General features: G+C 55.2%; 20 protein-coding genes and 2 pseudogenes. 4 read left to right on the forward strand and 18 right to left on the reverse strand.

Annotated features, from left to right (window positions below):
* Positions 1 to 729 (reverse strand): phosphatidylserine decarboxylase (locus tag B2R17_RS06900; RefSeq protein WP_286763383.1); only part of this gene is annotated, 729 nt, incomplete at its 3' end.
* A gap of 106 nt (positions 730 to 835) precedes the next feature.
* Positions 836 to 2146: a DUF3472 domain-containing protein gene (locus B2R17_RS06905; RefSeq protein WP_286763384.1), complete on the reverse strand. Its 1311-nt coding sequence runs from the start codon at positions 2144 to 2146 to the stop codon at positions 836 to 838.
* Between the two features lie 314 nt (positions 2147 to 2460).
* On the opposite strand from B2R17_RS06905, the gene B2R17_RS06910 reads away from it, so the two are divergent.
* The gene (locus B2R17_RS06910; protein ID WP_007329269.1) at positions 2461 to 2742 is read left to right on the forward strand and encodes a peptidylprolyl isomerase; all 282 of its coding nucleotides are present in this window, start codon (positions 2461 to 2463) and stop codon (positions 2740 to 2742) included.
* A 158-nt stretch (positions 2743 to 2900) separates the two neighbouring features.
* The gene (locus tag B2R17_RS06915; protein ID WP_286763385.1) at positions 2901 to 3290 is read left to right on the forward strand and encodes a hypothetical protein; all 390 of its coding nucleotides are present in this window, start codon (positions 2901 to 2903) and stop codon (positions 3288 to 3290) included.
* Positions 3291 to 3400: 110 nt separating this feature from the next.
* On the opposite strand, the gene B2R17_RS06920 is transcribed toward B2R17_RS06915, so the two are convergent.
* Together B2R17_RS06920 and B2R17_RS06925 are read right to left on the reverse strand one after the other, a co-directional pair.
* The gene (locus tag B2R17_RS06920; protein ID WP_286763386.1) at positions 3401 to 4855 is read right to left on the reverse strand and encodes a sodium:solute symporter family protein; all 1455 of its coding nucleotides are present in this window, start codon (positions 4853 to 4855) and stop codon (positions 3401 to 3403) included.
* A gap of 14 nt (positions 4856 to 4869) precedes the next feature.
* Entirely contained in the window at positions 4870 to 6036 is a 1167-nt protein-coding gene (locus B2R17_RS06925; RefSeq protein ID WP_007334909.1) for a type III PLP-dependent enzyme, read from the reverse strand.
* 572 nt (positions 6037 to 6608) lie between these two features.
* Between B2R17_RS06925 and B2R17_RS06930 the strand changes: the two genes are divergently transcribed.
* A complete protein-coding gene (locus B2R17_RS06930; protein WP_007334911.1) occupies positions 6609 to 7163 on the forward strand; it encodes a Fur family transcriptional regulator in 555 nt (184 codons plus the stop codon).
* Positions 7164 to 7223: 60 nt separating this feature from the next.
* Here B2R17_RS06930 and B2R17_RS06935 read toward each other — a convergent pair whose 3' ends face one another.
* From B2R17_RS06935 to B2R17_RS06960, 6 genes are all read right to left on the reverse strand, one after another.
* Positions 7224 to 7694: a hypothetical protein gene (locus B2R17_RS06935; RefSeq protein WP_007334912.1), complete on the reverse strand. Its 471-nt coding sequence runs from the start codon at positions 7692 to 7694 to the stop codon at positions 7224 to 7226.
* Between the two features lie 8 nt (positions 7695 to 7702).
* Positions 7703 to 8164: an acyl-CoA thioesterase gene (locus B2R17_RS06940; protein WP_286763387.1), complete on the reverse strand. Its 462-nt coding sequence runs from the start codon at positions 8162 to 8164 to the stop codon at positions 7703 to 7705.
* Between the two features lie 17 nt (positions 8165 to 8181).
* Positions 8182 to 8460: a 30S ribosomal protein S18 gene (gene rpsR, locus B2R17_RS06945; RefSeq protein WP_231845729.1), complete on the reverse strand. Its 279-nt coding sequence runs from the start codon at positions 8458 to 8460 to the stop codon at positions 8182 to 8184.
* Between the two features lie 151 nt (positions 8461 to 8611).
* On the reverse strand, positions 8612 to 9295 hold the full coding sequence (gene nadD, locus B2R17_RS06950) for a nicotinate (nicotinamide) nucleotide adenylyltransferase (RefSeq protein ID WP_286763388.1): 684 nt from the start codon (positions 9293 to 9295) through the stop codon (positions 8612 to 8614).
* 421 nt (positions 9296 to 9716) lie between these two features.
* Complete coding sequence (locus B2R17_RS06955) at positions 9717 to 10415, reverse strand: Uma2 family endonuclease (RefSeq protein WP_286763389.1); 699 nt, start codon at positions 10413 to 10415, stop codon at positions 9717 to 9719.
* Positions 10416 to 10539: 124 nt separating this feature from the next.
* Positions 10540 to 13629, reverse strand: a complete 3090-nt coding sequence (locus B2R17_RS06960) for a protein kinase domain-containing protein (RefSeq protein ID WP_286763390.1) — start codon at positions 13627 to 13629, stop codon at positions 10540 to 10542.
* A gap of 80 nt (positions 13630 to 13709) precedes the next feature.
* On the opposite strand from B2R17_RS06960, the gene B2R17_RS06965 reads away from it, so the two are divergent.
* The gene (locus tag B2R17_RS06965) at positions 13710 to 14339 is read left to right on the forward strand and encodes an RNA polymerase sigma factor (RefSeq protein ID WP_286763391.1); all 630 of its coding nucleotides are present in this window, start codon (positions 13710 to 13712) and stop codon (positions 14337 to 14339) included.
* A 25-nt stretch (positions 14340 to 14364) separates the two neighbouring features.
* On the opposite strand, the pseudogene B2R17_RS06970 reads toward B2R17_RS06965, so the two are convergent.
* The 8 genes and pseudogenes from B2R17_RS06970 to B2R17_RS07000 form a co-directional block, all read right to left on the reverse strand.
* A pseudogene (locus B2R17_RS06970) lies at positions 14365 to 14823 on the reverse strand (hypothetical protein); the annotation flags it as partial.
* Between the two features lie 92 nt (positions 14824 to 14915).
* A complete protein-coding gene (locus tag B2R17_RS28170) occupies positions 14916 to 15257 on the reverse strand; it encodes a hypothetical protein (protein WP_339888817.1) in 342 nt (113 codons plus the stop codon).
* The gene (locus B2R17_RS28175; RefSeq protein ID WP_349676985.1) at positions 15254 to 15604 is read right to left on the reverse strand and encodes a transposase; all 351 of its coding nucleotides are present in this window, start codon (positions 15602 to 15604) and stop codon (positions 15254 to 15256) included. The genes B2R17_RS28170 and B2R17_RS28175 overlap by 4 nt, the downstream gene beginning before the upstream one ends.
* A 110-nt stretch (positions 15605 to 15714) precedes the next feature.
* Positions 15715 to 17004, reverse strand: a complete 1290-nt coding sequence (locus B2R17_RS06980; RefSeq protein WP_286763393.1) for a hypothetical protein — start codon at positions 17002 to 17004, stop codon at positions 15715 to 15717.
* Entirely contained in the window at positions 17001 to 17942 is a 942-nt protein-coding gene (locus tag B2R17_RS06985; RefSeq protein WP_286763394.1) for a DUF1559 domain-containing protein, read from the reverse strand. Before B2R17_RS06985 ends, B2R17_RS06980 begins: the two co-directional genes overlap by 4 nt.
* 1501 nt (positions 17943 to 19443) lie before the next feature.
* Entirely contained in the window at positions 19444 to 20199 is a 756-nt protein-coding gene (locus tag B2R17_RS06990) for a hypothetical protein (protein WP_286763395.1), read from the reverse strand.
* Positions 20200 to 20974: 775 nt separating this feature from the next.
* Positions 20975 to 22096, reverse strand: coding sequence for a hypothetical protein (locus tag B2R17_RS06995; RefSeq protein WP_286763396.1), 1122 nt, complete (start codon positions 22094 to 22096; stop codon positions 20975 to 20977).
* Positions 22097 to 23221: 1125 nt separating this feature from the next.
* Positions 23222 to 23431 (reverse strand): annotated as a pseudogene (locus tag B2R17_RS07000) (hypothetical protein); the annotation flags it as partial.

The raw sequence follows: 23431 nt of genomic DNA on the forward strand, positions 1-23431 counted from the left end.
GGCTTGGCCGGGTGAGTAGGTTTGTTGAATGCTGCCGACACAGGTGGCACCAATCTCTAGCAACAGCACCGTTCCAAAGGACTCCGTCTCGAGCGGCGTGAGACAGCGTTTGTTGCTGGTCAGAATGTGAATGTTCTGGCGCAAGGCAATCGGATTGACGGAATACAGCGGGCCGTTGATCAAGCGGCTCTCGCCAGGCACGCCGGCGGCAGGGAAGTGAAATCGGTGATAGTCGACCGGGCACAATCGCGAAAGCAGCAGGCTGCCGCTCGCGTAGCGGTCTGCGAGGGCAGAGTCTTGCAGCAGTGTCGGCAGATCGAACATCTCGCCTTTGACAAACAGCCCGCCGAATTTCGATAGGTCGGGAATGCAAAGATGCCGGCCGTCGGCGGGGAAGACCACCGAGTTCGGATCCGAATCGATCGGGCGTGCTTCCGGTTTCAGCTTGCGAAAGAAGAACTCGTTGAAGTTGGCGAACTCATCTACATTACGCACGAACTCATCCGCATCGAGTTCATAGTCTTGGATGAACGGAGCAATCTTTTCGCGTGTCTTCGGTTGGTCCATTCGCCAACCATACCAGTGCGAGAACAGCGTTCGCTTCACGACCATCGAAAGCGAAAGACGTCCGGCGATCGTGCCGTACGTCCAACGCAATGCCTTGTCGCCATACACCTTTTCGATGCGGTCTTCGTCGGTGTATCGGTCGTGATAGACGATTTCGTCCATGAGTGGTTCTTGTTTGAATGGTAGTGGACGAGGCCACGAGTCCGGTCGCACGACCCACGCGTGGGATTCTATGATTCGTTCACTACGAGAATGGAGTTGCGATGGATCAGCGTGGCAACTGATCCCAGTCGATTGCAGGCTGCTGGCGCGCGGTGGACTCTCGCTCGAAGGTTTGATCTAGATCAACGGGTTCTGAAAAGAAGCCGCAGTTCTTTAAGAAGAAATGGTCGGTTTGGCTTCCACCGGCATAGTCCAGGCGATGACGACCGCGAGCAGTGTTGTCGCCGGTGAACTTGGCTCGCGTGATCTCATGCCATTTGCCGTTCACATCACAAACCCATTGGTTGCCGTAGTGAGCCGAGCGTTGCAGGTGGCCTTGTTCTGGCGAGAAGTTTTCGAGGAAAGAGTGGAAGCCGGTCAGGTGCTTGTCCGTCTTGGGACGTCGAAAGGTCGCTACCAATCGCCATTCGTCTTTTGCTTTGTCGCCGAACCAAGATGTGTAGAGCGTGTTGCCGTCGCCGTCGGGTTTGACTTCGGTCAGAAAGCGGTACGTCTTGCCAGCTTCCCAGGGATATAGAAAGAAGCTTTGTCCGCCGGAGCCTTCGTTGCCAAAGTCTTTCGCGATGACGTCTTTGCCTTTCGCAAGAGTCGCAACTCGATCTTCGTCAGGAATCTCGTTGGGGTTATCCGTGCGGAAGGGGCTCCAGATTGAAAACAGGATTCGCCGTTCCGTGGGGCTGTTGACCTGCATCCCGAAGTAACCTTCGCCGAAACCGTTGGCCATGAAGTAAGTCCCCATTTGGTCTTGGCCGTCGGGGACCGTGATCTCACTGTAGGCGTGCGTCAGGTTCATTCCTCGGGGCAATCGGTAGGAGAGATGGACCGATGGACCGCGACGACCCCAATAGAACATGTTGCCATCGTTCGTTTGTACATAGTCGAGTTGCAGGTCGGCTTTCGCGGGTGTGACCACCAAGTCCGTGATCTGTGCGGATCCGGATGCTTCGCCATTGGCTGCAGACGCAAGTTGCAGATCGACCCGAACGTAGCCCGCTTTCGCGACCTTGATCTCACCGAGCGGGTAGGTCTTATCAGATGCGGGTTTTAGATCGCAGGAGAGCTTGGTTTCGCCGATCGTCGCAAGGATGGTCGCGTGGCGATCGCTCGCGTTGCCTTTCAGTCCTAACTTAAGCGTGTCTGCGGCATCGACGTGAAAGTAGATGGAGTGGACCTCGCCCGAATCGCGAAGCCGCATTGAGCCGCCGCGTCGCATCGATCGGCCGCCGGGTTCGGGCTGTGTGCGGAACGCATTGCCCGCCACCGGCACAGACCACTCTTTGGCGGAGGAGAGTCCCTGCGAGGTCAGGAGTGTGACAAGGCTGATCAGGAGCGGTTGAAAAACAAGTCGGGAAATCATGGTGTTGATCTGGTGAGACGGGCGTGGGCAGGAACCAAGGAATCTTTTCGCGAGTCGGGAAAGAGGCTGCGTTGAACCCGTTGGGGACGGGATTTCATCGAGCCCGCCACTCTTTCACTCCGGCGGATGGTCTCGCGGCATTCGAACCTATCCCATATCGAAACCATCCTGCAAGCAGGTGGAAAGGTGCTGTGAGCAGGGGTTTTCGAACTGCTCCTAGCAAGCCACCATGGTGGCCGAAGCTGGCGAGCGACTTTCGACCTCCGCCAGGCCCCCATACCACCCCACGACGGAACCCAACCCAAGAGACCATCATGGCCACTGCAAGTGCACGACATATTCTCGTTGAAACCGAAGAAGCCTGTCAGGATCTGAAAGATCAGATCGAAAAAGGGCAGGATTTCGGTGCCATCGCCGCTGAGTTTTCCTCCTGCCCGTCCGGCAAATCCGGTGGAGCGTTGGGAACGTTCAGCCCCGGCCAAATGGTCAAAGAGTTCGACGAAGTGGTTTTCAGCGGTGAGTTGGGCAAGGTTCACGGCCCCGTCAAAACCCAATTTGGCTATCACTTGATCGAGATCACGCAGCGCGTCGATTGATTCCAAAGGCTGTTCCATGATCAAGACGTTTGGACAGGCTTATCAGTTTGTGCTGAAGAACAAGGTTTGCACCGTCTTCGGCAGCAAGAACTCGCCGTACCCGTCGTTGTGGGATATCGGAAGACAAACCCAAGGCGGGCGGTTGGAGCCCCAAGGTAATGGCCGTCTGGGACTGGAAGACTCGTATCCCACAAACCTATCCCGCGGAAGTTTTCTACGGGAAGGTGAGCGGTGGCGACGCCGTGTTGATGGAAATGCAGCACTTTCGTGAGGTGCATTACGCCGAGGCGTACCAACCCGTCCACGAATTGGATGTGCTCTGTCAAGAAATCTTTGAGCTGATCCGTTTGGAAGCAGACTACACCGGTCCGCTTCGCAAGCGAGCCATCGAGCGATTCGCGTGCACGAAGAGCCAATTCGACACTGCGCTCAAGAAACTGCAGGTCAGTTTAAACATCGTGCGTTCCAACGACCCAAAGTTGAAGAACGACTTCTGGTTGCCCATGCGGGAAGTCCATCTCGATATCGTGCAGCAGCACGAGCGATGAAGTCCGGCAACCGTAGGCCAGGTTGTACCTGGCACTTCCGCCGACGCTTTGGAACAAAGCGAGTCGTGCACCCGTTCTCGCCCAAACCGCAACAGCCCGCGATCGAAGAATCAGCGCTGCACAGCGTCGGACGCGACGTTTTCCGACTTGTCCAGCAACGACACGATCACCATTGCGAGAAAGCTGGCGGCGAGCCCCATCAGTTGCGACGGGATCAAGAACTCCGGCAGTACGTATTCGAACGCTAGCCAGGTTGCCACACCGGACACGATCGATGCCATCGCTCCGAGAGTGGTCGCTCGTTTCCAATACAGCCCGACGGCCAGCGGAACCAGTGCACCGACAAGCGGCACGCTGTACGCCTGCTGAATCATTTCGTACATCGTGTTGTTGCTGGTCAAGGCTTGGTGCAGAGCCAAGGCACCAAACATCAGCAGGACGATTCGCAGCCAACGCAACATGTTTTTGTCGTCAAGGTCGGATCGAAACGGACGGATGACGTTTTCGACAATCAGACTGCTCGGCGCGAGCAATGTTCCGCTGGCGGTGGAAAGGATTGCCGAGACCAATGCACCGAGAAAAACAGTTTGCACCCAGAACGGTGTGGATTGCATGACCGCGTGCGGAAGTGTTCGCTGGACTTCGCGAAGATCATCGCTGTTGAATTGCTGCAAGTGATCCGGATCGATCACCACCGCGGCGTAGGCGATGAACATCGGTACGAACGCAAACATGCAGTAGAACATCCCGCCCAGCAAAGTGCCCGTCATGGCGGTGCGTTCGTCTTTGGCGCTGGTGACACGCTGAAAGACATCTTGTTGTGGAATCGATCCCAGCGCCGCAGTCAGAAATCCGCCGATGTAGATCCACCACTGACCGGATTGCCCCCAGTCGGGAAAGACCTGCAGACGCCCCGTTTCGCGAGCAGACTCGATGACGACGGAAACACCGCCGGCTGCATGAGCCATGTAAACCGACACCACCAACAGACCGATGATGATCACGAACGTCTGAATCATGTCGGTGAGCGCCACCGACCACATGCCGCCCATCACCGTGTAGAAGGCAACAACCGTGAAGCCGATCACGATGCCGTGGTTGATGGTCAGCGTGTCGTAGCCAATGCCTTTGCCCAGGACCGAAATCACCAGACCGAGTGCGGTGAGCTGAGCCGCGGCCCAGCCCAGGTATGACGCGGAGATGACAACGGACGTCAAGACTTCGATCGAGCGACCGTAGCGTTTGCGATAAAAGTCGCCGATCGTTAGCAAGTCCATCCGGTAGAAAGCTCGCGCGAAGAACAATGCCACGAGTACCAAGCAGATCGAAAACCCAAACGGGTCGCCGGGGATAGCGCGCAGTCCTTGCCCGGCAAAGGTGGTCGAAACCGAAAGCACGGTCTCTGCACCAAACCAAGTTGCGAAGACGCAAGCGAAATTCATGTAAAGCGGAAGCGAGCGTCCCGCGACCATGAAGTCCTGCGCATTGCCGACGCGTCGGGCTGCGAACAACCCGATCGCGATCGTGAGAAGCAAATAGGCCAGGACGGCGGCGATCAATCCCATCGGCGTGTCATCCGTCAGTCGATCGCGACGCTGTTGGCCATCGGCAATCCGTTGAAAGGCGATGCACTGGCGGCAGCGTAAGCACCCATCGATGGAACCAAGACCAATTCACCGACTTCCAAATCAGGAAGCCACTGATCACGCGAAACGATGTCGGTGGAGTCGCAGGTTGGACCGGCGACCACACAAGGAACGGTCTCGCGGGACCCATCGTTTTCAACCAGCAACGGGAAGTCCGTGTGGTCGAAGATTTTGCCCGAGAACGATCCGTAGATTCCATCGTCGAGGAAGAACCAAGGCAGTTCCCATCGACGACTCTTGCCGATCACGCGAGTGATCAAGGTCACGCTTTCGGTGCACAGCCCACGACCAGGTTCGGCGATCAAGCGAATCGGCAGGTCGCCGAAGATGTCTCGCAGTCCGTTGGTGATGACTTCGCCAAAGGTTTCGATCGAAGGAGCGTCTTCGCGATAGGGTGCGGGGAAACCGCCGCCGATGTCGAGGACTTCCAAGTGGTGTCCGGCTTGGGTGGCTTCGTCCCAAACTGCACGAACGCTGCGAAGCACTTCGACATAGTCTTGCGGGTTGAGGCACTGGCTGCCGACATGGAACGAGAACCCACGAATTTTCAGGCCTTTGGCTTTCGCCGTTGCCAGCAGTTCCAACGCTTCGTGCATGGGGCAACCAAACTTCGCCGACAGGTTGATTCGGCTGGAGGCTCCGGTCGTTGCCAAACGCAACAACAAGTTCACGTCGGGAGTCAGGCGGCGGATCTTTTCCGCTTCGATCGGGTTGTCGAAAACGAACCAGTTCACGCCGGCTTCATAGCATTCCCAAAGGTTTGCATCGGTCTTGCACGGGTGAGTGTGCAGCATGCGATCCGTCGTGAAGCCAGCGGCGAGTGCCGCCTTTAGTTCGCCAGGCGAGCATACGTCGATGAATGCATTTTCGCCGTTGAGCGTCGACAGGAAATGCAGGTCCGGGTTGGCTTTCGCCGCATAGTAAAGATCGACACCGGGCAGGGCGTTCTTCATCGCCCAGTACGTTTCGATGGCTTTGGATCGTGATACGACAAGCAAAGGGGTGCCGTGTTTTTCAGCGAGCTCTTTGGCGAGGTCGAAGGAAAGGTTCGGCTGAGCCGTTCGGGCGTTGGGTGCGCGCAGAATGGTCGATGCGATCATGCGGCTGGGGTGCCTCCAATTGGGGACCAAGGTCAGTTGAGATACGAAATACAGTCAAAACTTCGAAGCCACGTGGCTTCGTCTGAGGGTTCCGATGGAACCCTGGCCGACTTCTTCTTCGCTGTTATCGAGCCGCGTCCTGGGCGCAATAACGTGTTGACCTTGGGGAAATCGCAATGGAGGTTGCGGCACCTTGCGGTATGGCAACGTTGTGCGTTTGGAGTGGGCGATTCCGCTAGGAAACGTCCTGCCAACACACTTCCGTCGCGCCCGTGATGGGCGAGACCTGGTGTCGTGCTGATTGAATCGCAGTGAGTCGATTCGCATCACAGAAATGTGATTGCACGCTCACTGTTTTTCAATCGGTTGCGGAAGATATCGACCGCGAATCGAAAAGTCGAGAGAGGAAATCACGATTTCAGTCGATTGTGTCGTTCAGCGTGATCCACCCAGTCCCGCGGACATAGACCGATTCGTCGGCCCGATTGCTCTGCGTTGTCGCGAATCCGGACGATTCTGCGCTGGTTTCGCGGGGCTCTGCTCGGGACATAAGTGGACAGGGCTGCTATAGTGTGATCGCAAACTTCTTCTTCTCCTCTTTGCAGCGATCCGTTTTGTCTGACGTGTCTTCGGTTCCCGAATCTCTCGAACGTCTCGAGGTGGCTTTGACTCCTCAAGAGCGTTTTGAGGAGTATTTGCAGAGCAAAGGCCAGCGACAGACGAAGCCTCGTAAGTTTCTCGTCGAGAAGATTTTCGCTCAGCACGCCCACTTTGACGCGGATGAGCTGATCGACAAGTTGCCTCGCAAGGGCGAGCCCAACTATGTCAGTTCCGCGACGGTGTATCGATCGCTGCGGGAATTCGTCGACGCCGGGTTGCTGAACTGCTTTCAGCTCGATGGCCGCACGGTTTACGAACTGGATTACGGCTACCCGCCCCACGATCACCTGTACTGCACGCGTTGTCGTAAATTGATCGAGTTCCGCAGCGAGGAACTGATCGCGACGCGAGACGAAGCCGCCGCAAAACACGGTTTTCGCGTTTCCGGACACCGGATGCTGGTCAGCGGTGTGTGCCGCGAATGTGGGAAGAACCGACGCAAAAAACGCAAGCAAGACTTGGTCTGAGTCGGCTGGCAGCGATCGGATTGGCTGTGATTCTTTTTGCCGAGGACCCGTCTTCGCTGCTCAGGCTTCTTCGGGAAGTTCGGCCATCCGGATCTGTTGCAGAATCGCGTTGAAGACCTGCTCGGCGGCTTCGAAGTCCGACATTTCGGCTTGGAGTTGAGCCAGGATCCGTCCCGCGATCGGCATTTGTTCGCGGGTCGGGGCAGGGGCGTCCAGCAGCACGACGCGTGACATCACGACGAGGTCCAAGTAGTAGAATCGCAGGTCAACGGCGCGTTCGCCTTCGGAAGCACCCGGCAGCGTGACGTTGTCACGTTCCAGGTCCTCGTATTGTCCCCGGAGCATTTGGTCGATTTCACCCAGGACGACTTCGTCTTCTCGGGTGATTGGCAGCGTTTCCAGCGAGACGAATCCGCCGCCGGGCAGATCGAACGTGGCACCCTGGTCGCCTTCGTCTTCGGCTCGCTCGACCAGCGTCCAGTTGTCCGGGTACAGCAGTTTCAGGCCGAAGCCTTCGAATGTCGCGGGCATGTGTTTGTTCAGTCGTTTTGGGGGCCGGACAATCGCTGACGCAGGTCATTGGGCACGTTGGTTTTGACCAGTTTGCCGCCCGCTTTCAGGTCGCAGCATACGGCGGTGATTTTGCCGGTGGCGATGCGGCGGCCTTCGCAGGTCAATTCGAAGCGATAGCTGATGCTGGATTGACCAATTCGATCGACGTGCAAATCAATCTGCAGGATGTCTTCGAATCGGGCGGGACCGTGAAAGTCGCAACTGGCGGCAACTCGGGGCCAAGTCAATCGTTCCTCGGATTCATGGTGCGGCATCACGGGGATGCCGACCGATCGCAGGAACTCGTGTTCGGCCGCTTCCATCATGGGGAAGAAGGCCGAGAAGTGGACGATTCCAGCCGCATCGGTGTCTCGAAACTCGACGCGGCGTTGTGTCTGGTAGACCGGAGCCCGTTGGATCGGGGCTCCGTCAGAGGCAGAATCGTTCACTGATTTGCCGATTTGGCTTATTCGCCGACGTATGGCAGCAATGCCATGAAACGGGCTCGTTTGATCGCGGCCGTGACAGCGTGTTGGCTGGCAGCGGTACAACCACTCTTGCGGCGGCCCATGATGCGTCCTTGACGGTTGACCATCTTGGACAGCAATTCGAGGTCCTTGTAGTCAACGTACATCGGACGTGGACGATGGCCATCGACGAAGATGGGGTCCTTACGGCGGGTACGGCTGCGGACTCGTGAGCGTTTGCGGGCACGGCTACGCGTGCTCATTGGACGTGGAGGCATGAAGCTTTTCGAAAATATCGAAGGCGAATGGACTGATTCGGCCGGAAAACCAATGTTTCCGGCTCGCCAATGTGTCCCGAGAATGCAAGAAGGTTGCGATCGCGGGCCACACAGTGTGCCGAGATCGGCGTTTCCACGCAATCCCTTTTGCCTATTCTGCCTGATAAAGCTTTTCTTGGGCGATCAGTGTCCGCACAGGATGCGGGACCTGAAAACGGATGCTTCGAGCAGAAGCCACTCGTTGGCGAAGATCGCTGCTGCTGATTTCGATCTGGGGCATCCGGATCTGAGACTCACGAATCCTTTGAAGTTGCGATTCGTCAGTTATTCCGTTCAGAATCGAGTAGTCCGGTGGAGGGTCTCCTCCGCGAGCGATCACGGCCAATTGGCACCGTTTCAGGATCTGCTGGGGTTCTCGCCAGCGATCGAAGGAGGCCAACGAATCGGCTCCGATGATCAGATACAGCGGGCGGTTGGGAAATTGTTCCTGCAAATGTTCCAGGGTCAGCAGGGTGTAGCTGACGCTGTCTTGCCGGAGTTCCCAGTCGTCGATGACGTGCCCGGATTGTCCACTGAGTGCCAACCGCAGCATTTGCAGACGGTGCTCGTTGCTGGCCACCGGCCCGTGGGGTTTGAGCGGGCTGGTCGCCGCCGGAATCCAACGCACATGTTCAATCGGCAATTGTTCGAGCGCCGATTCGGCCATCCAAAGGTGCCCGACATGAACCGGGTCGAAGGACCCACCCAGGATGCCGATCCCTTGCTTCGATGGTGGGGTGGTTTCAGATGCTGACACGGAACGACCTTCGATGGTTTCTGACTTGAATCGACGCAAGCATAACTTCGCTCATGGTTCGTTTGTCTTTCTTCATCCCGGTAGGGATGTCAGATGGTAGCCGGGGGTTGCTGCGAAGCAGCGCACCCCCGGAAAACCAGCCCCCAAAAACACTCTCCATCCCGCCGTGGCCATTGGCCACGGCGGGATGGAGAGTTTTATGGGAGCTCGTTTTCCGGGGGTACGCTGCTACGCAGCAACCCCCGGCTACCATCTAAAATCCCTACCGGGATGAAGAAAGACCGAAGCCGGAAGAAAAATTGCATTCGCTATCAGAACGCCAATAGCAAACATTTAGCAGTCCAGCATTAGCCTGGGCTGGCATCAACGACCTGGGTCAAGTGAAGCTTTCACCTGAGAACTTTGCGAGCGTTCAAACAGCAGGATCAACCGGACAGTGACAACGAGGAATGCTGCTCAATCAACCGTTTGTGACGGTAGGATTCTCGTCCGCATCGGGACCGTCCAAAACTGCGAACACCTCCGCCAAGCTGATCTTCAGCCCGGGCAGCACTTCACCACCATCGAGTGATTCCGTTTCGCCACGCACCGAGGACTGCATTGCCGAGGTGAAGACTGCAACGGACCTTCGAATGGGATCCACCGTCCAAACCAACCGAACTCCCGCATGAAAATATTCGCGACGTTTGCGAGCCATCTCCGCGCGAGTGTTTCCGGGACTGAGAACTTCCACCACCAAATCAGGAACAATTCGAGGAAACGCCTCCTCCGGCAATTGTCCGCCCGGCAGCCGGTCCCAAGACAAAAAAGCCACGTCGGGACCGCGAATCAGATCGGGAAAGAGGGTTACAAAACCATCCGGCCCCGAGACGATGCCCAGCTTGTGTTGCCTCGCAAATGCACTCAAGAATTCGATCAACACAGCCGCCAGCAGTGATTCTTTGAACCCCATCTGCTTCTCCACCAATTGGCCATCGACGAGTTCGCACATCACGCCCTGAGCGTGAAGGATGGCAAGATCCTCTGCTGTCGCGGGCCTGGAGGCTTCAACCACCCGCAATCGATCGGACGAAATGCCTCCCAGGTCCGTCAGCGTGTCAGCGACACTGAGAGGCAAAGCCGCATTCGCGGTGGCGTTGGGAAGACTGGGAATTTGCATGGTCACATTCTAACTCAAATCGAACGGTGATCTCAAACGAAAGGCCCTGCCAGATCCAGCAGACTCCGTTGAACTCGCCACGCCCAACGGCGGCTCGCAGAAGACACGACCGATTGAAGCCAATTCAAGGTTCAATGCGTTCACCACCGTCACGAGTGATCAAAGCCTTCAGTTTTTCTTCGTCCACCGGATCCATCGTCCTCACGGATCCATCGGCCATCAGATACCGAAGCGCGGCATCATCAGCAAACTCTGGCAACTCACTGAGATCTTGCGGCTTCGTCCAAGGAACTGACGATTTCGTTTCCATAATCAGCAACGTGTTGGCAAGTCCATCCCGGATGTCTTTGAACTTGACTCCATCATCGATGCCCAATGCACTGGCACCATCGGCGATGCCTAGATAGTTGGCCTGCCCAACGGGCTGGTCCTCCGAAGCATCGGGACGGCGGTAGATGGAAGGCATCTTCGCCAGCAACTTCGAGTTCGATTCACTGTCCCACGGTTCGTCAAACCGATACTGCTCGAACAACTCCTGTTGCTCAATGAAAGGTAGGATCGCCACTCGCCAAGAAAACGGCTTCAACTCGGATTCGTCGTTAACTCCAATCGCTCCCTCTCTCGCCATCGATGCCGAGGCAGGAAACTTTCGATAAGCCGACGCAAAATTGTGAAAGGCGATCCCCATCTGCTTCAATTGATTGATGGACTGGACATCGCGTTCAGCTGCCTGAATCTTACCAACCTCTTTGACAACAGCTTCCATCCCCATCGTCTTTGCAGTCATGAGCAAACCCACGGGAGAAAGGACATCTCCCAGGGGATAAGAACCTCTCTCCTGAGATTGTTGCCGCTGTAGCACGGACCTAAACCGGCGAGACAAAGAGACAACTTCATCGCGGTCAGTTGGAAAATCACCCAGTCGCTCAACGATGAAGAATCCCTTGCCCGCATCAAGCCCCAGAACATTCGAATTTGCCGAAACTGGGCGTTTGGACTCGAACTCCAATCGATCACCGATGAGAAAACGGTAAACCAACAGCTGCGGAGCAGACTTCTTCGTGATCAGGTTCGTAAAAAGAACTTCTCTCAAATTACCATCGCCCGAAGTCATCGCGGCAATACGCCCCGCCATTCGAATTGACACATCTTCAACCACATAAAAGTCCCAACCATCAAACGCAAGCAGCGTGGCATCTGATCGACCAGAAAGTCGCCAAACACCCTGGAGTCGTTCAAGATCTGTTTTCGCTTGCATTGCTTTCTCTCGTTTTGAAAGCGGTGCAACCAATCCGCTGTCCAGAGCATTCATCAAGAAGCTGACTTCTTCTTTGGTGAAACGCCCCGAGATCGCAATGTCACGGCCCACTTCTGCCATGATCGTCGGTGCCATTCGGATCTTCCCGTTGACAATGATCGCCAACCTTCGTCGCATGTTGTTGCGTGTGAGTTCACGCAGCGACTCCCCAGCAGCCTCACTCAGTCGAAGCTCGATTTGCTCATTGCCCTTTGCCTGCGCCATTTCGATCTGTTCGCGAAGCTTGTCTTGATCGATTGCCAGCGAACCAGCCTCACGGACCAAATGCAATGTTTGCCCGTTCATGTGCAGCGGCGATGAAAGGTCCGCATCCAGATCGGCCGCATACCATCGAAACCCATCACGCGTGACAGCGAAGTCTTGAGGAAGACCTTCATATTTCGAGCCGTACTCCCGCAATTCTGCTTCGGTTGCCAAGATCGCGAATTTCAGGAACGCTTCTTCACGTTGGTCTTCGGAAGTGGCAACCGCCGGTGATGCGATGTTTTCAGATGGTGTGTCTGGCGATGCATTGGGGACGACGCTGACTTCGCTTCCATCAGGTGCGTTCACAGTCACGACCGAACCGTCGGGCATCTTGATGCGGATCAGCACACCACTCATCAATCCAATGAACAACCCAAAGAACCCTGCAGCGATCGCCGCGGTAAGGGGTACCGTTCGTCGCCGCCAGCTTTGTGTTTGGGACGAAACCTTGGTTTCTGGATGACTGGTGGGCGCACGCTCAGGCGAGGCAGTTTCGGCTCGAGCGATCAAGCCAGAAAGATTGGCGTCGCTCGCAAATGGCTTGAGCTTTTCAGCGACCTGCATCGGCGTTTGTGGTCGCGACGTTGGGTCTTTGTCCAACATCGATGCAACTAACTTGGCCAACCCAGCGGGTGCATCAGGCAAGAAATCGTTGAGCACCGGTGGTGGCGTGGAAACATGAGCCGTCATTTTGGCAAACGCGGTCGTGCATTGCGGTCCAGCAAACGGGGCATGCCCGGTCAGTAACTTAAACAAAGTGCAACCAAGCGAATAAATGTCGGCGCGAACGTCGACGCCACGACTGTCCGTGACCTGTTCGGGGGCGATGTAATCGGCCGTCCCCATCGCTTGTCCGGTGCCTGTCAAACCTGATGTATCGTGACGAGGTTCCTGCAAACGAGCCAACCCCAGATCCAACAACTTCACCTCGCCAGAACGACTCAACATGATGTTGGATGGTTTGACGTCGCGATGAACGAAACCTTGGTCGCTGGTGTATTGCAGTGCGACGGCCACTTGGCGAATCAGATCACAAGCGTCCGCAACGCCGATCGGCCCGGTTCGCGAAACCAACTGAGCCAAATCCATTCCGTCAATGAATTCGGTGATCAATACCGCTGTGCCATCGATTTCACGAGCGTCATGGGCCGTGACGACCCCAGGGTGACTCAACTGTCCCACGGCCCGCATCTCAGCCTCAAACCGCTCCTTCATTTTGGCATCTGCGAGACGATGCCCCGCCAAGACCTTGAGCGCGACCAGGCGACCTAGTTTGGTATGACGAGCCAAATAAACATTGCCCATTCCACCGCGGCCCAACGGCCGAACGATTTCATATTCACCGATCGAGACCGGAAAAGCCGGCATGTCCGAGACGGTGGGTGATTGCTGGCCAATTCCGATCGCACCCAAAGCAGCGATCACGGCCACGTCGCATTGTGGCTCGAGAATCCATTCCGAAGCGTCGTCAGGCGATCGAATGGCTTGGATCAAAGAGTCCTCGCCATCGCCGATCGTCTCCAATTCGGATTGGCAAACTTCACAATCACGAAGGTGGTCCAGCATCGAGTCGCTGTCTTCTTCGGCCAATCGGCCCAGCGTCAGATCCTTCAAACGTTCGATCGACGGGCATTCAGTTGCGGTCATCATAGGTGTCCTCCGGGATAGTTAGGGTAACGCACCAGGATGAACGCGGGCGTCTGACACCATTTGCTGATAAAATCTTTTTCATGAGCCACGCGTCGCCCTCGAACGAACATCCCACCCTGTCATCGATGCTGATTTCCGGCGTCAAACAGATGGATTCCGAAAGCTGGAGCCGTTTGGTTGGCACCTTCGGCCCGATCGTCTACCGCTGGTGCCGAACCTCAGGAATCCCCGCGTCCGATGCACCCGACGTGGTGCAAGAAGTCTTTGCATCCGTGGCCAGAGGCATTGGCGACTTCCAAAGAAAAAAGCAAGAAGGCAGCTTTCGTTCTTGGTTGGCCACGATCACACGCAATCGCGTTCGTGGTCACTTTCGAAGGCTCAACAAACTCGCTGAGGCTGATGGACGAGCGATCGGAGGCAGCGAAGCGCTCGATCAATTGCATCAAATCGGTGAGCAAGAAATTGCCGACACGCTGGATTCCACCATTTGTCCCGCGTCCATTGAAAGCCCGCTGATTCGCCAAGTCATGACGTCGGTCGAATCCGAATTTGAAACCATGACCTGGCAAGCGTTCTGGGCCACCACCGTCGATCAGCAACCTGCATCAACGGTCGCAGACAAGTTGGGCCTTTCCGTGGCCAGCGTTTACCAAGCGAAGTCGCGAGTGCTTCGCCGACTTCGTAAACGGATGGCAGAGCTGCCGGAATAGACCAACGGCAAGTCATTGCCCTGAATCAGTTGGCCTGATTGATCTTGTTCAGGGTGTAGTACGCCTGAGGGTGCAAGAGCGGGTTGCCGCCTTGGTTGCGGACAGCATTGGAATGAAGCTCGTGAACATGACCGAGTTGCAATCCGTCGATCACCAATCGCACGTGCATTCCGTCCTCCGAAACGGTGGCCGATGTGATTGTGGGCTTGGTTGGATCCACCTCTGGACTGCCGTACTGCGAACGGTACTCATACGTGTAAGTCTCGATCTCATAGCCAGCCAAATCGGTCGCCGTTGCCGCATCAACAGGCTGAGTGAATTCCAAATCAAAGCCGTCTGCCGTTGACTTCATGTGCTTGATTTCAAACGGAATTTCTCCAGTCCAATCCAATCGTTCGACCGCGAATGGTCGCGGCCCGGTTGATCCCCAACCACGGTTGGTCCCGCCAACAAACATCGATCCGTTGGGAGCCATCTCCATCCCGGGAAGAAAACGGGGAAGAAAACGTGACGGGGAAGAAAACGTGACGGGGGTAGTTGTTCCGGATCGGTTGGCTTTTGAGCATTGGTAATCACTCACTTGGTAGCCATAGGCCTGGGGCGTTTGCGAGGACGCCCGGGCGGTCGCATTGTGTGGTGAAGGCCGTGACGCTCGATGAATTCTTCGGTCCACTCTTCGTTTCCATAAGGAAGCCCGCGTTTGACACAAACACGCAACGACTTCAATTCTGCCTCCGAGAGAGCCGCCTGTACTCGATCTTCCCACCCCGGCAACCGGCGGATCGGCCACGGTGTGAGCAGTTTGGGTTCGTCCTTGCGGCTCTTCCAGCGATCAAGCAAACCGTAGGGCCAATCGGCAGCCCGCTGGGTTAGGTTCGCCCGCAGCGGGTTGCGTTCGACGTATCTGCAAACGGTCAAAAAGTGGGCATCGTCGCCAGTTGCAAAGCTCTTGAAACGCCCTTGGTAGAGGTGGCCTCCTCCGAGTGAGTGGTAGTGTGTCCGATACCGCAGGTATGGGTCGCGGTCACCCAGCGTAGCAATCGGCCCATCTGGTGATCCTTGCCCGGTCGAAGGATCAAGTGCCAATGGTTTGGCATCAGCGTGTAGGAAAATAAATTGACCGGATACTTCGCCAAGCCTTCAGCGAGGACCCGCTCAAAGGCGAGGAAGTCCTCTTCCTTGTGAAACAATGTTTGTCGCTGATTGCCTCGATTGAGGGCATGGTAGATCTGTCCGGCTTGGTCGTCACACGGTTGTCTCGGCACTGCTAGCTCCATTGGCGGATACTTCAGTCACTCAACGATAAAATACCGCCGAGCAAAGCCCAAAACTACCCCCGTCACGTTTTCTTGCTAACTCAAATCGAATTGCCCACTCAAACAAGCTGGACTCCTGACATCGGATTTTCAAGGAGATTGCCATGGTCGATTCGGTTCCAGGCCTCGTAGACGATGATCAATTGCAACGGAAGCAAAGGCCAAGCGTAGCGTTCGTAGTAGGAAACGAGCACATACGGAAGTATCACGCACAACGTCATTGCGACCGCTATTTTCGCGAGCCGATTGGCTGAACGCAGGTTAAAAAGCACGATTCCCATGGACACAAGCACAACGATCTTCCATGCCCGACTTATCCCCAGCGTCCACCAATTGACGGGTTGGTTCACTCGCCAAGGTCGCTGCCACACCAACGCGGCAAGAAAACGGTTTTTCGTGTGCAGGCAATATCTCCAAGGCGATTCGAATACCAGTTGTATTGCCACCGCACCCTTCTTTTCCAAATAGGCTCGCTCGCCCATTCGAACATATTCAAGATACTCCGGGGAATCCGCAAAGAATGGGTGCTGCCGTAAAACTTCCGCATCAACGATCCCATCTGAACTTTGCGACATCGACTGCCAAAGTTCGAAGGCGGCGTTCGATTTAATTGGTAGCACCTTCCCAAATTTGGCGTAATTCCTTCCGATCCAGGGTCCAACCACCACCAATAGTGCCAAATACGATAGTGCCAATAATTGGGGTTTCTGCCTTTGCATCCATCCGGCGATGACTGCCCATGCGATCGCTGCAGCGGGGAACACCAACGCCACGCCCCCTGCGAGTAGACCTGCCAGCAGTGCAGACGTTGAATTAGGTTTCTGCAAAAGCAACAACGCCAGCATAGCGACGATGACGGCCACTGATTCCAAGGCCTGACCATGACTGAACTGAAAGATCGAAAAGAATTGGGCCCATGCGGCGAACCCAAACAGAAACGCCATACGAAGTGGGTGACGATCGAATCGCTGGGCAACCAAGACCGCTAGGCTACCAATCACCCCGAAGGTCCCAATCTGAAAAACCATGAACATCCACTCGACAACCATTCGCTGATCATTGGCCACGTAGTACAAGCAGGCGAGTAAATTGGGAAACGCCGGTGGCATCCAAGCGGTCGGCCCCGAAGTCGCCAGAAAGGGGTCGGAAAAACCACGTCCGGATCGAAGTGCGATTGCGATGTTGTCGTTCTCGGCTCCGAGATCGACCCGAACGCTAGAATCAAGCTGAAGAAACCCGAGGTGACCATCACGCACCGCCGAGGAAATCGCGACGCCGATCGCGATGGTCGCCCAAACCGAGGCAAAGGCACCGAACAAAGCTACAAGGTCTCGCTTCTCGCGATTCAAGGCCCCTCGTCCTCTACTTCGATCGGATGGGAACCGCCCGGCGATATTGCCGACTTGAATACTTTCGAGTCCACGGCGAAGGCAATGAAACGAACACTCCCGTCTCCGTAGGCAAACTGGGCACCGCCCACGTGCGGAGACCCCCAATTGTCGCGGAACTCGATGCCAATACGATCCGGGAAAATTTTGGTACCGCTGCGCGCGGTTCCCTTCGAACCACCAACCCAGACCGGTTCATCCCAATACCAACTGGTTCCAAAATGCACCGAAGGATCGATTGCCTTTTCCCCCACAAAGATCGTTTGCGACAGTCCGTCGGTCACGACGCTCCAGGTTTGCACTTCAGGCTGAACCGTGGCGAGGAAGCCGTTCATGCAGTAGTCCGTTTTGCTCATCGACCATCCGCCGTCGATGTAGATTCCGTAGTCATCATCCACCGACTCGCTCTCCATCATTCTGCCACGTGAGGGGCAATGAAACACCTGCAGCGTCGCCTCGAAATCCTCGTTCGATTGAACGGCCTTCAACTCAAGTCCTGGCAACACTGCATATGCCCAAGACCCCGTTTGCTCGCGTGAGCCGACGTTTGTGTCGCCAAGCCCCCATCGATAAACTCTCAGATCAGATAGATCCGTCGTGGATGGAACGAACAAACTACCCTGCTTGCTGGGATACTCAATGGGTTTCGCGTCCGGCCCACCGATCCCGCCGTTACCGGGCAAATGACCATGCCGATCTGCGAAGACTGACACCGCAAGAACTTGCTGGCGGATTCGATTGCTGCAATCTGCCTTTCGCATCGTCGACCGAATGGATTGAACAGCGGGCAAAGAAATTGCGATGAGGATTCCGATGATCGCGATGGAAACCAGCATCTCCAAGAGCGTGAAACCGGCTTCGAATCTTCGAAGACCTCGGCGAACTTCATTCGTAGTCATTCAATGTCTCCGAATAATCCGGCACATCCACCTCACGTGGAAAGTGCCAAATTCGTAGCGTCGACTTCACCGGATCTTGGCCCTCCCAATCCGGCCCTTCCCGAACGTCCGCTGATACAAAATAAAGATCGTCCACACCACAGAATCCACCGGTGGGCTCAAGTCGCGGGTGGTCCTCAGACTGAAAGGTGGCCACGGGTCGGCCACCTGTCAGCTCGACGAAGTGAAAAGCGTTGTAAACCCCTCCGGAAAAATAGGCAGCAAACCTCCGGTCGTCACAGACACGTAGGATCGGATACCCCGTCGTGACCACAGAATCGCGTCGATGGACGACCTGCCTTCCATGGTTCCAACTCTGCAACATAGAATTTTGCAAACCGGGGCGAAAAAAAACGTGGGAGATCGTAAAAAGATCGCTGGCAGGCTTGCCAGGAGTGAATGGGATTCGCTCCACCGGAGGGCCCTTCAGTGAGGGACCACTTCTTGAGCGTACCCTACCTTGTGCCAAGTAGCACTCAAAGAGGGGATAAGCGTGCCCGCGACTGCCAGCGCCTCGATGCGTCAAAATGGAAACACGATCAGGTCGCGGGTCGAACAGGGTGGAAGCGAGACCAGCAAAAGCAACTTTTCCAGTGACTTGAACGCCCAGAATACGGTTCGGTTTAAGATCAAGTGAGAAGTGGGAAACCGAACACCTGCGAGGCGTGGATTGAGTGATGGCAAAGAATCCGTCCTCGCGTCCGTCCTCATCCTGAGTGAAAGAGACTGCCACGCATCGCCCGAGGTGAGAATCTGTTGCGTCGAAATACAAGTCTTTCTCGCGAAACTGACAGATCAGTCGTTTGCCCATTTTCTCGTAGACCGCCCAATCCACAGTGTCGGCTTCGTCGGCCCCTCTTTCACCATAGGTTTCGACCAGATATTGGCCACTGGGAGACCAGCGAAGATGGCACCGTGGAACTGGGGCCAACTGCCTCGAGCTGACTCTCAAGGGCGTGTTGTCTTCGCCCAGAATAAACAATGAGTGCTTTTCCGCTTCCATGTCGTATCCACAAACGGCCAATCCCTTCGTGGAATGGTGATAGGCAATTCCTGTCACCGCACACGGCAGCTTGACAATTTCCTCCATCTGTCCATCTGGGATCGAGATTGACAACAATCGGCCGTTGTCGGCCCCTACCAAACATCGGTTTTCACTTTCCAGAGCTAGCAAAGCAGTACAAACTGAAACTGGGATGGGCAGGGTGTCCATCGAAGGCGGCCACCCAGCGTCTGAATCGGCGTCGGCGCAATACCCTATCATTGCGTTGCTAATGCACAACAAAATTGACAAGCCAACCATCCCGGAGAAACGCACAATACAATCTAGTCTTTCGTCGCATCGAATTTGCATCAATCATTCCTGGCAATGGTTGAGGAAGAAAACAGGACGACCTCCAGTGACTGAGCAAATGCTTTGCCACCGAATGAATCGAACGCAACGGCAACAGAAAATTTCGACTCACTCAAGGTGAGTGATCGCAACAATGATTCCATCTCTCACGTCCATCCTCGCCGGCGTGTACAAGAAGGGAATTCCCTTCGGAAAGTGAACTTGACCTTTCCGAGCATTCGGGATCCATGGAGCGAACTCAAGTTCCATCGAAGTCCACGTCTGGTCCGCCAATCGCCAAACCGCGATGGACGTCGAACTGGATTGATCTTCGATAGAGTGCTCAGACAATTCTTGCCACTGACCCACGCATTTTGGACAGCCAACATCGAAGAAGTAGACTTCGAGGTCATCCCTCCCAACGAAGGAAAACTCCTTGAATCGAATGTGGTCATCGATCGGCTCGCCTACCAACGAATCGGCATTCCAAGCCAAAGGTAATCGCAACCGGTTCGTGCCGTTTGTCAGCCCAACGAGCGTCAAGAACACTCCCGCTCCTACAGTCACCCCGATCACCACGGAGGTCGGACGTTGAAGACACGACGTCTCCAATCCAACACCGCTGATTAAGCATGTCACACTTCCAGCTAAGATAAACAGATCCAAAACCACTACCAGGCCAGGCGAGATAAACTCCCCAAAACAGTGACAGCCCTCACCCGCCATCCACTGATAAAACGAGTACAACAGATAAATCAACCCAAGCGCGCTCAATGACCAAATCACACGCCGCGATGGCTTTGCCAGAACCAGACCAGCAACGATGAGATTCAGGGCGATCGCAACCACATCCAACCGTTCTGGACCGCTACTGTCCGCAGCCATGCGTCCAAACGAAGACATTGATTTTGTCGCAGAAGAAAGCAGGAGTAGAGTTGCAACACTGGAAAGAAAAATCGATGCCCTCATCGGAACAGGATGGGTGAGCGAACTCAATGACTCTCTCCTCTATTCCGTAAATACTCTCGGCCGTGACCACTGAGCAGGTCTGCAAGTATTTCTTGTAAAATCTTCGCACTGGTCCCGCGGCCCAATGGGCACGCGGTTTCACCAGTGAGTCCTAAACATTCCTGCCGAAATGCTTAAACCTAAAAAGGCCCAATAAGGTTCGACGCTGTGCCAAGGCGACTCATGCGGAGCGACCGCCCAAGCGTTGATCCTCGCACCGCACTGTGCCTCACCAAAACGAAAGTCAGCAAACCAATAGCAGCAATCACGGGTTACCGTCGTCGCAATACCTTCGGGTGATTGCCATCGGCGAGCCCGCACATCCCCCTACCATGCCTTCACTTGTTCCTCCAGGTCCAATTGGACAGTTGGGTGCACCGTTCGCACAGCGAATGTAGTTAACGGTATTGGCGTTGTCCGTTGTATGCGTTCCCTGGCTAGGCCCGGTTGCTACATGCACAACTCCTTGGGCAGGCGAGAACAGTTTACCTTCGTTGTAATACTGCCAGTTCGTCACATTAGAATTAACCTCGTGACAACCACCGGTGCAACCCGCCTGCGCTTGCACGACTGATGGGGTGATCGCCCAAACCGCAGATACGAACGACAAAAAGAAAATAGAAATTGAGAAAAATCGCATGTCTTTACCCTCTCAACGAACCTTGGTTGAAGCCGATCCAAACGAGCGTTTGAATAAAAAGGCGGCGACAACCATTCCTAAAATCGCAACTACCAGAACAATAAAATGAGTGACCGTGAAACGGTCCTCCGATTGAAAACGGCGAATTTGATTGGTGGGCCAGTCTTTCACCCAATCACCCTCGTTTGGCTCAGCGCGTGTCACCAATGCCGGCACAGAACTCGATGCCAGGAAATCCACCAATCTGCCCCGTGCTGAAAAGACTGGCTCCCCCGTTCGGATATCTCTTGAAGTCACTTCGACCGAAGCAATCTCAAGCGTGTCACCAACATAGGCAATCCGAACTTCGCCCAGGCCCACCCGCTCCGTTCCTTGCGAAAATTGGGTCAATCGATAGGGAGGTTTCGTTTCGCATTCGAATCGATGCACAAGCAAGGCACCGGGAAAGGTCTCGTCACTGAAAGTCAGCATGATCTTGCCATCGTCATCCGTTTCCGTGACCGATGCATTCGACTCAAGCAACCAATCGTCACTCTGAATGTCGTAGAATTTCTCATTTTTGTCGGTGCCATTGACGAAGTGCCCGAACGCCGCCAGCATTGCCTCTGGGATGAAATACTCCGCCACACCAGCTTCGTTGCGACTCTGGTTCAATGCAAATTTGATGTTCGGCTGGGTCGGATCGTCATTGTAAACGTCTGCATCAGCTGACAGATACTCAATATCAGCCCATGGTGATTCGTAGTACAAACGCTGGTGCTGCGGAATGAACTGGTTCCTCTCCGCATGGAAAAGAAACCTTTTCCACTCAAACAATCCTCGTTCATTGCGTATGTCGAGGTTGGCAGCGGACACCCAGTCAAACTTCAATGGCGACTTCGGGTAACGTTTCCCGGTCGGTCGAAAAGTCTCTGTGTTGACGCCCATGATCGACTCCGCTGGAATCGTCGCCTCGCCTTCGACTCGATAGCCGATGTAGGTGGTCGACTCCGCACGTTCCCGGAAAGCCCCGATCACAGACTCCAAATCCGGTGGCGCCCCAACGGCATGCTTCAGACAGAGGTTGATCGCGACGCAACATGCGAACACCGCGATGGCACAACGCTGAAAGCTTTTGGAAGTGTGAAAGCTCATTTCGCCTCCTGAGTTTTGCTAAGTGTCCATCGGTGTCTGACAAAAACGGGAATTTCCACCGAGTGAACACGCCCGCTCGTGGACGGGGTTCGTGTTTCAATTCTCAAATGGCACGTGCGCTCTTCCTGCGAGACACCAGACCCCTGTTCCAAATCCATTCGTTCATCCCCTGACGTCATCTCCAGCCTCGCGACCAAAACTGATTTCGGTCGGCGTTCGACGCTCAACACCGGCTGCGGTCGGACATCGTTTTCTTCCTTCGCAATCGCAACGGATTCGATCACCGTGTCTCCCAGCGAAGTGATCAAAAGCGATCGCGACTGCGTAACCGCGTCGCCGGCAACGGGATGAGTTGCCAGCCGAACCTGATCACTGCTGGCGGTTATTCGGTTTTCGAAAACCTGTTCGAAAAAGTACGGTGGCAGCGCCAACCGACGGCCATCCCGGTCGATGACGATCGGTCGAACCGAAAAAGGAACGGTTGTCTTCTCCCTCGTCCGTGGCAGCAAGAAATCTCGCTCAACAGTCAATGGGCACACGACCGTGCGAGTTTCACCTGGACGGAGTTCGGCGTTACTGAGCGAAGGCGCGACTAACACTCGGCAGCCAAAGTCACAGTCCAGTTGAAGCAACTCAATGGACTGGGATGAACGATTGGTGAGAGTCAGCTCAATCGAGGGCGTTTCTCCGGAGTCCAGATCGATGGCTTCGCCAATCAGGGAAAGTCCGAACTGGTCGCGAGGATTTGGGCCAGCAAGGTGGTAGCCGGCGAAGATCGTCAGCGGCACTGCCGTCAACAGCCACAGGAAGAGACCGACCGATTGCAACCGCTTCTGAAAAAGAAAGCTCTGCCCTCTGCCCTCTGCCCCGTCCTTCACAGCCGCGCCCCTGAAATCCCCGAGTACGATGCAATTGAACATTACATCTGATCATTCTCCGCTTCATTCCTTGCATTGACAATCCGAGTCTAGAGTTTGCTGCGCCCCAGTCAACCACCCCCCAACTGAAAAAATCGGTTGCAGCGTTGTCGAAATCAGTATCCAACTGTGCCTTGTTCGACTTCCATCTCGCTTTCAAGTCACCTGCTATTTGCGTGCACTATCCCACTTACTGTTCACACGATGCTCAACGCCGCGGCGAATGAGCCGCATTGATTTTGTTCAGTGTGTAATACGCCTGAGAATGCAACAATGGATTGCCATCTTTGTTGCGAATACCGCTGGAATGAAGCTCATGCACATGACCGAGTTGCAATCCGTCGATCACCAATCGCACGTGCATTCCGTCCTCCGAAACAGTAGCCGATGTGATCGTGGGCTTGGTTGGATCCACCTC

The sequence above is a fragment of the Rhodopirellula sp. UBA1907 genome, assembly GCF_002337565.1.
Lineage (GTDB): Bacteria > Planctomycetota > Planctomycetia > Pirellulales > Pirellulaceae > Rhodopirellula > Rhodopirellula europaea.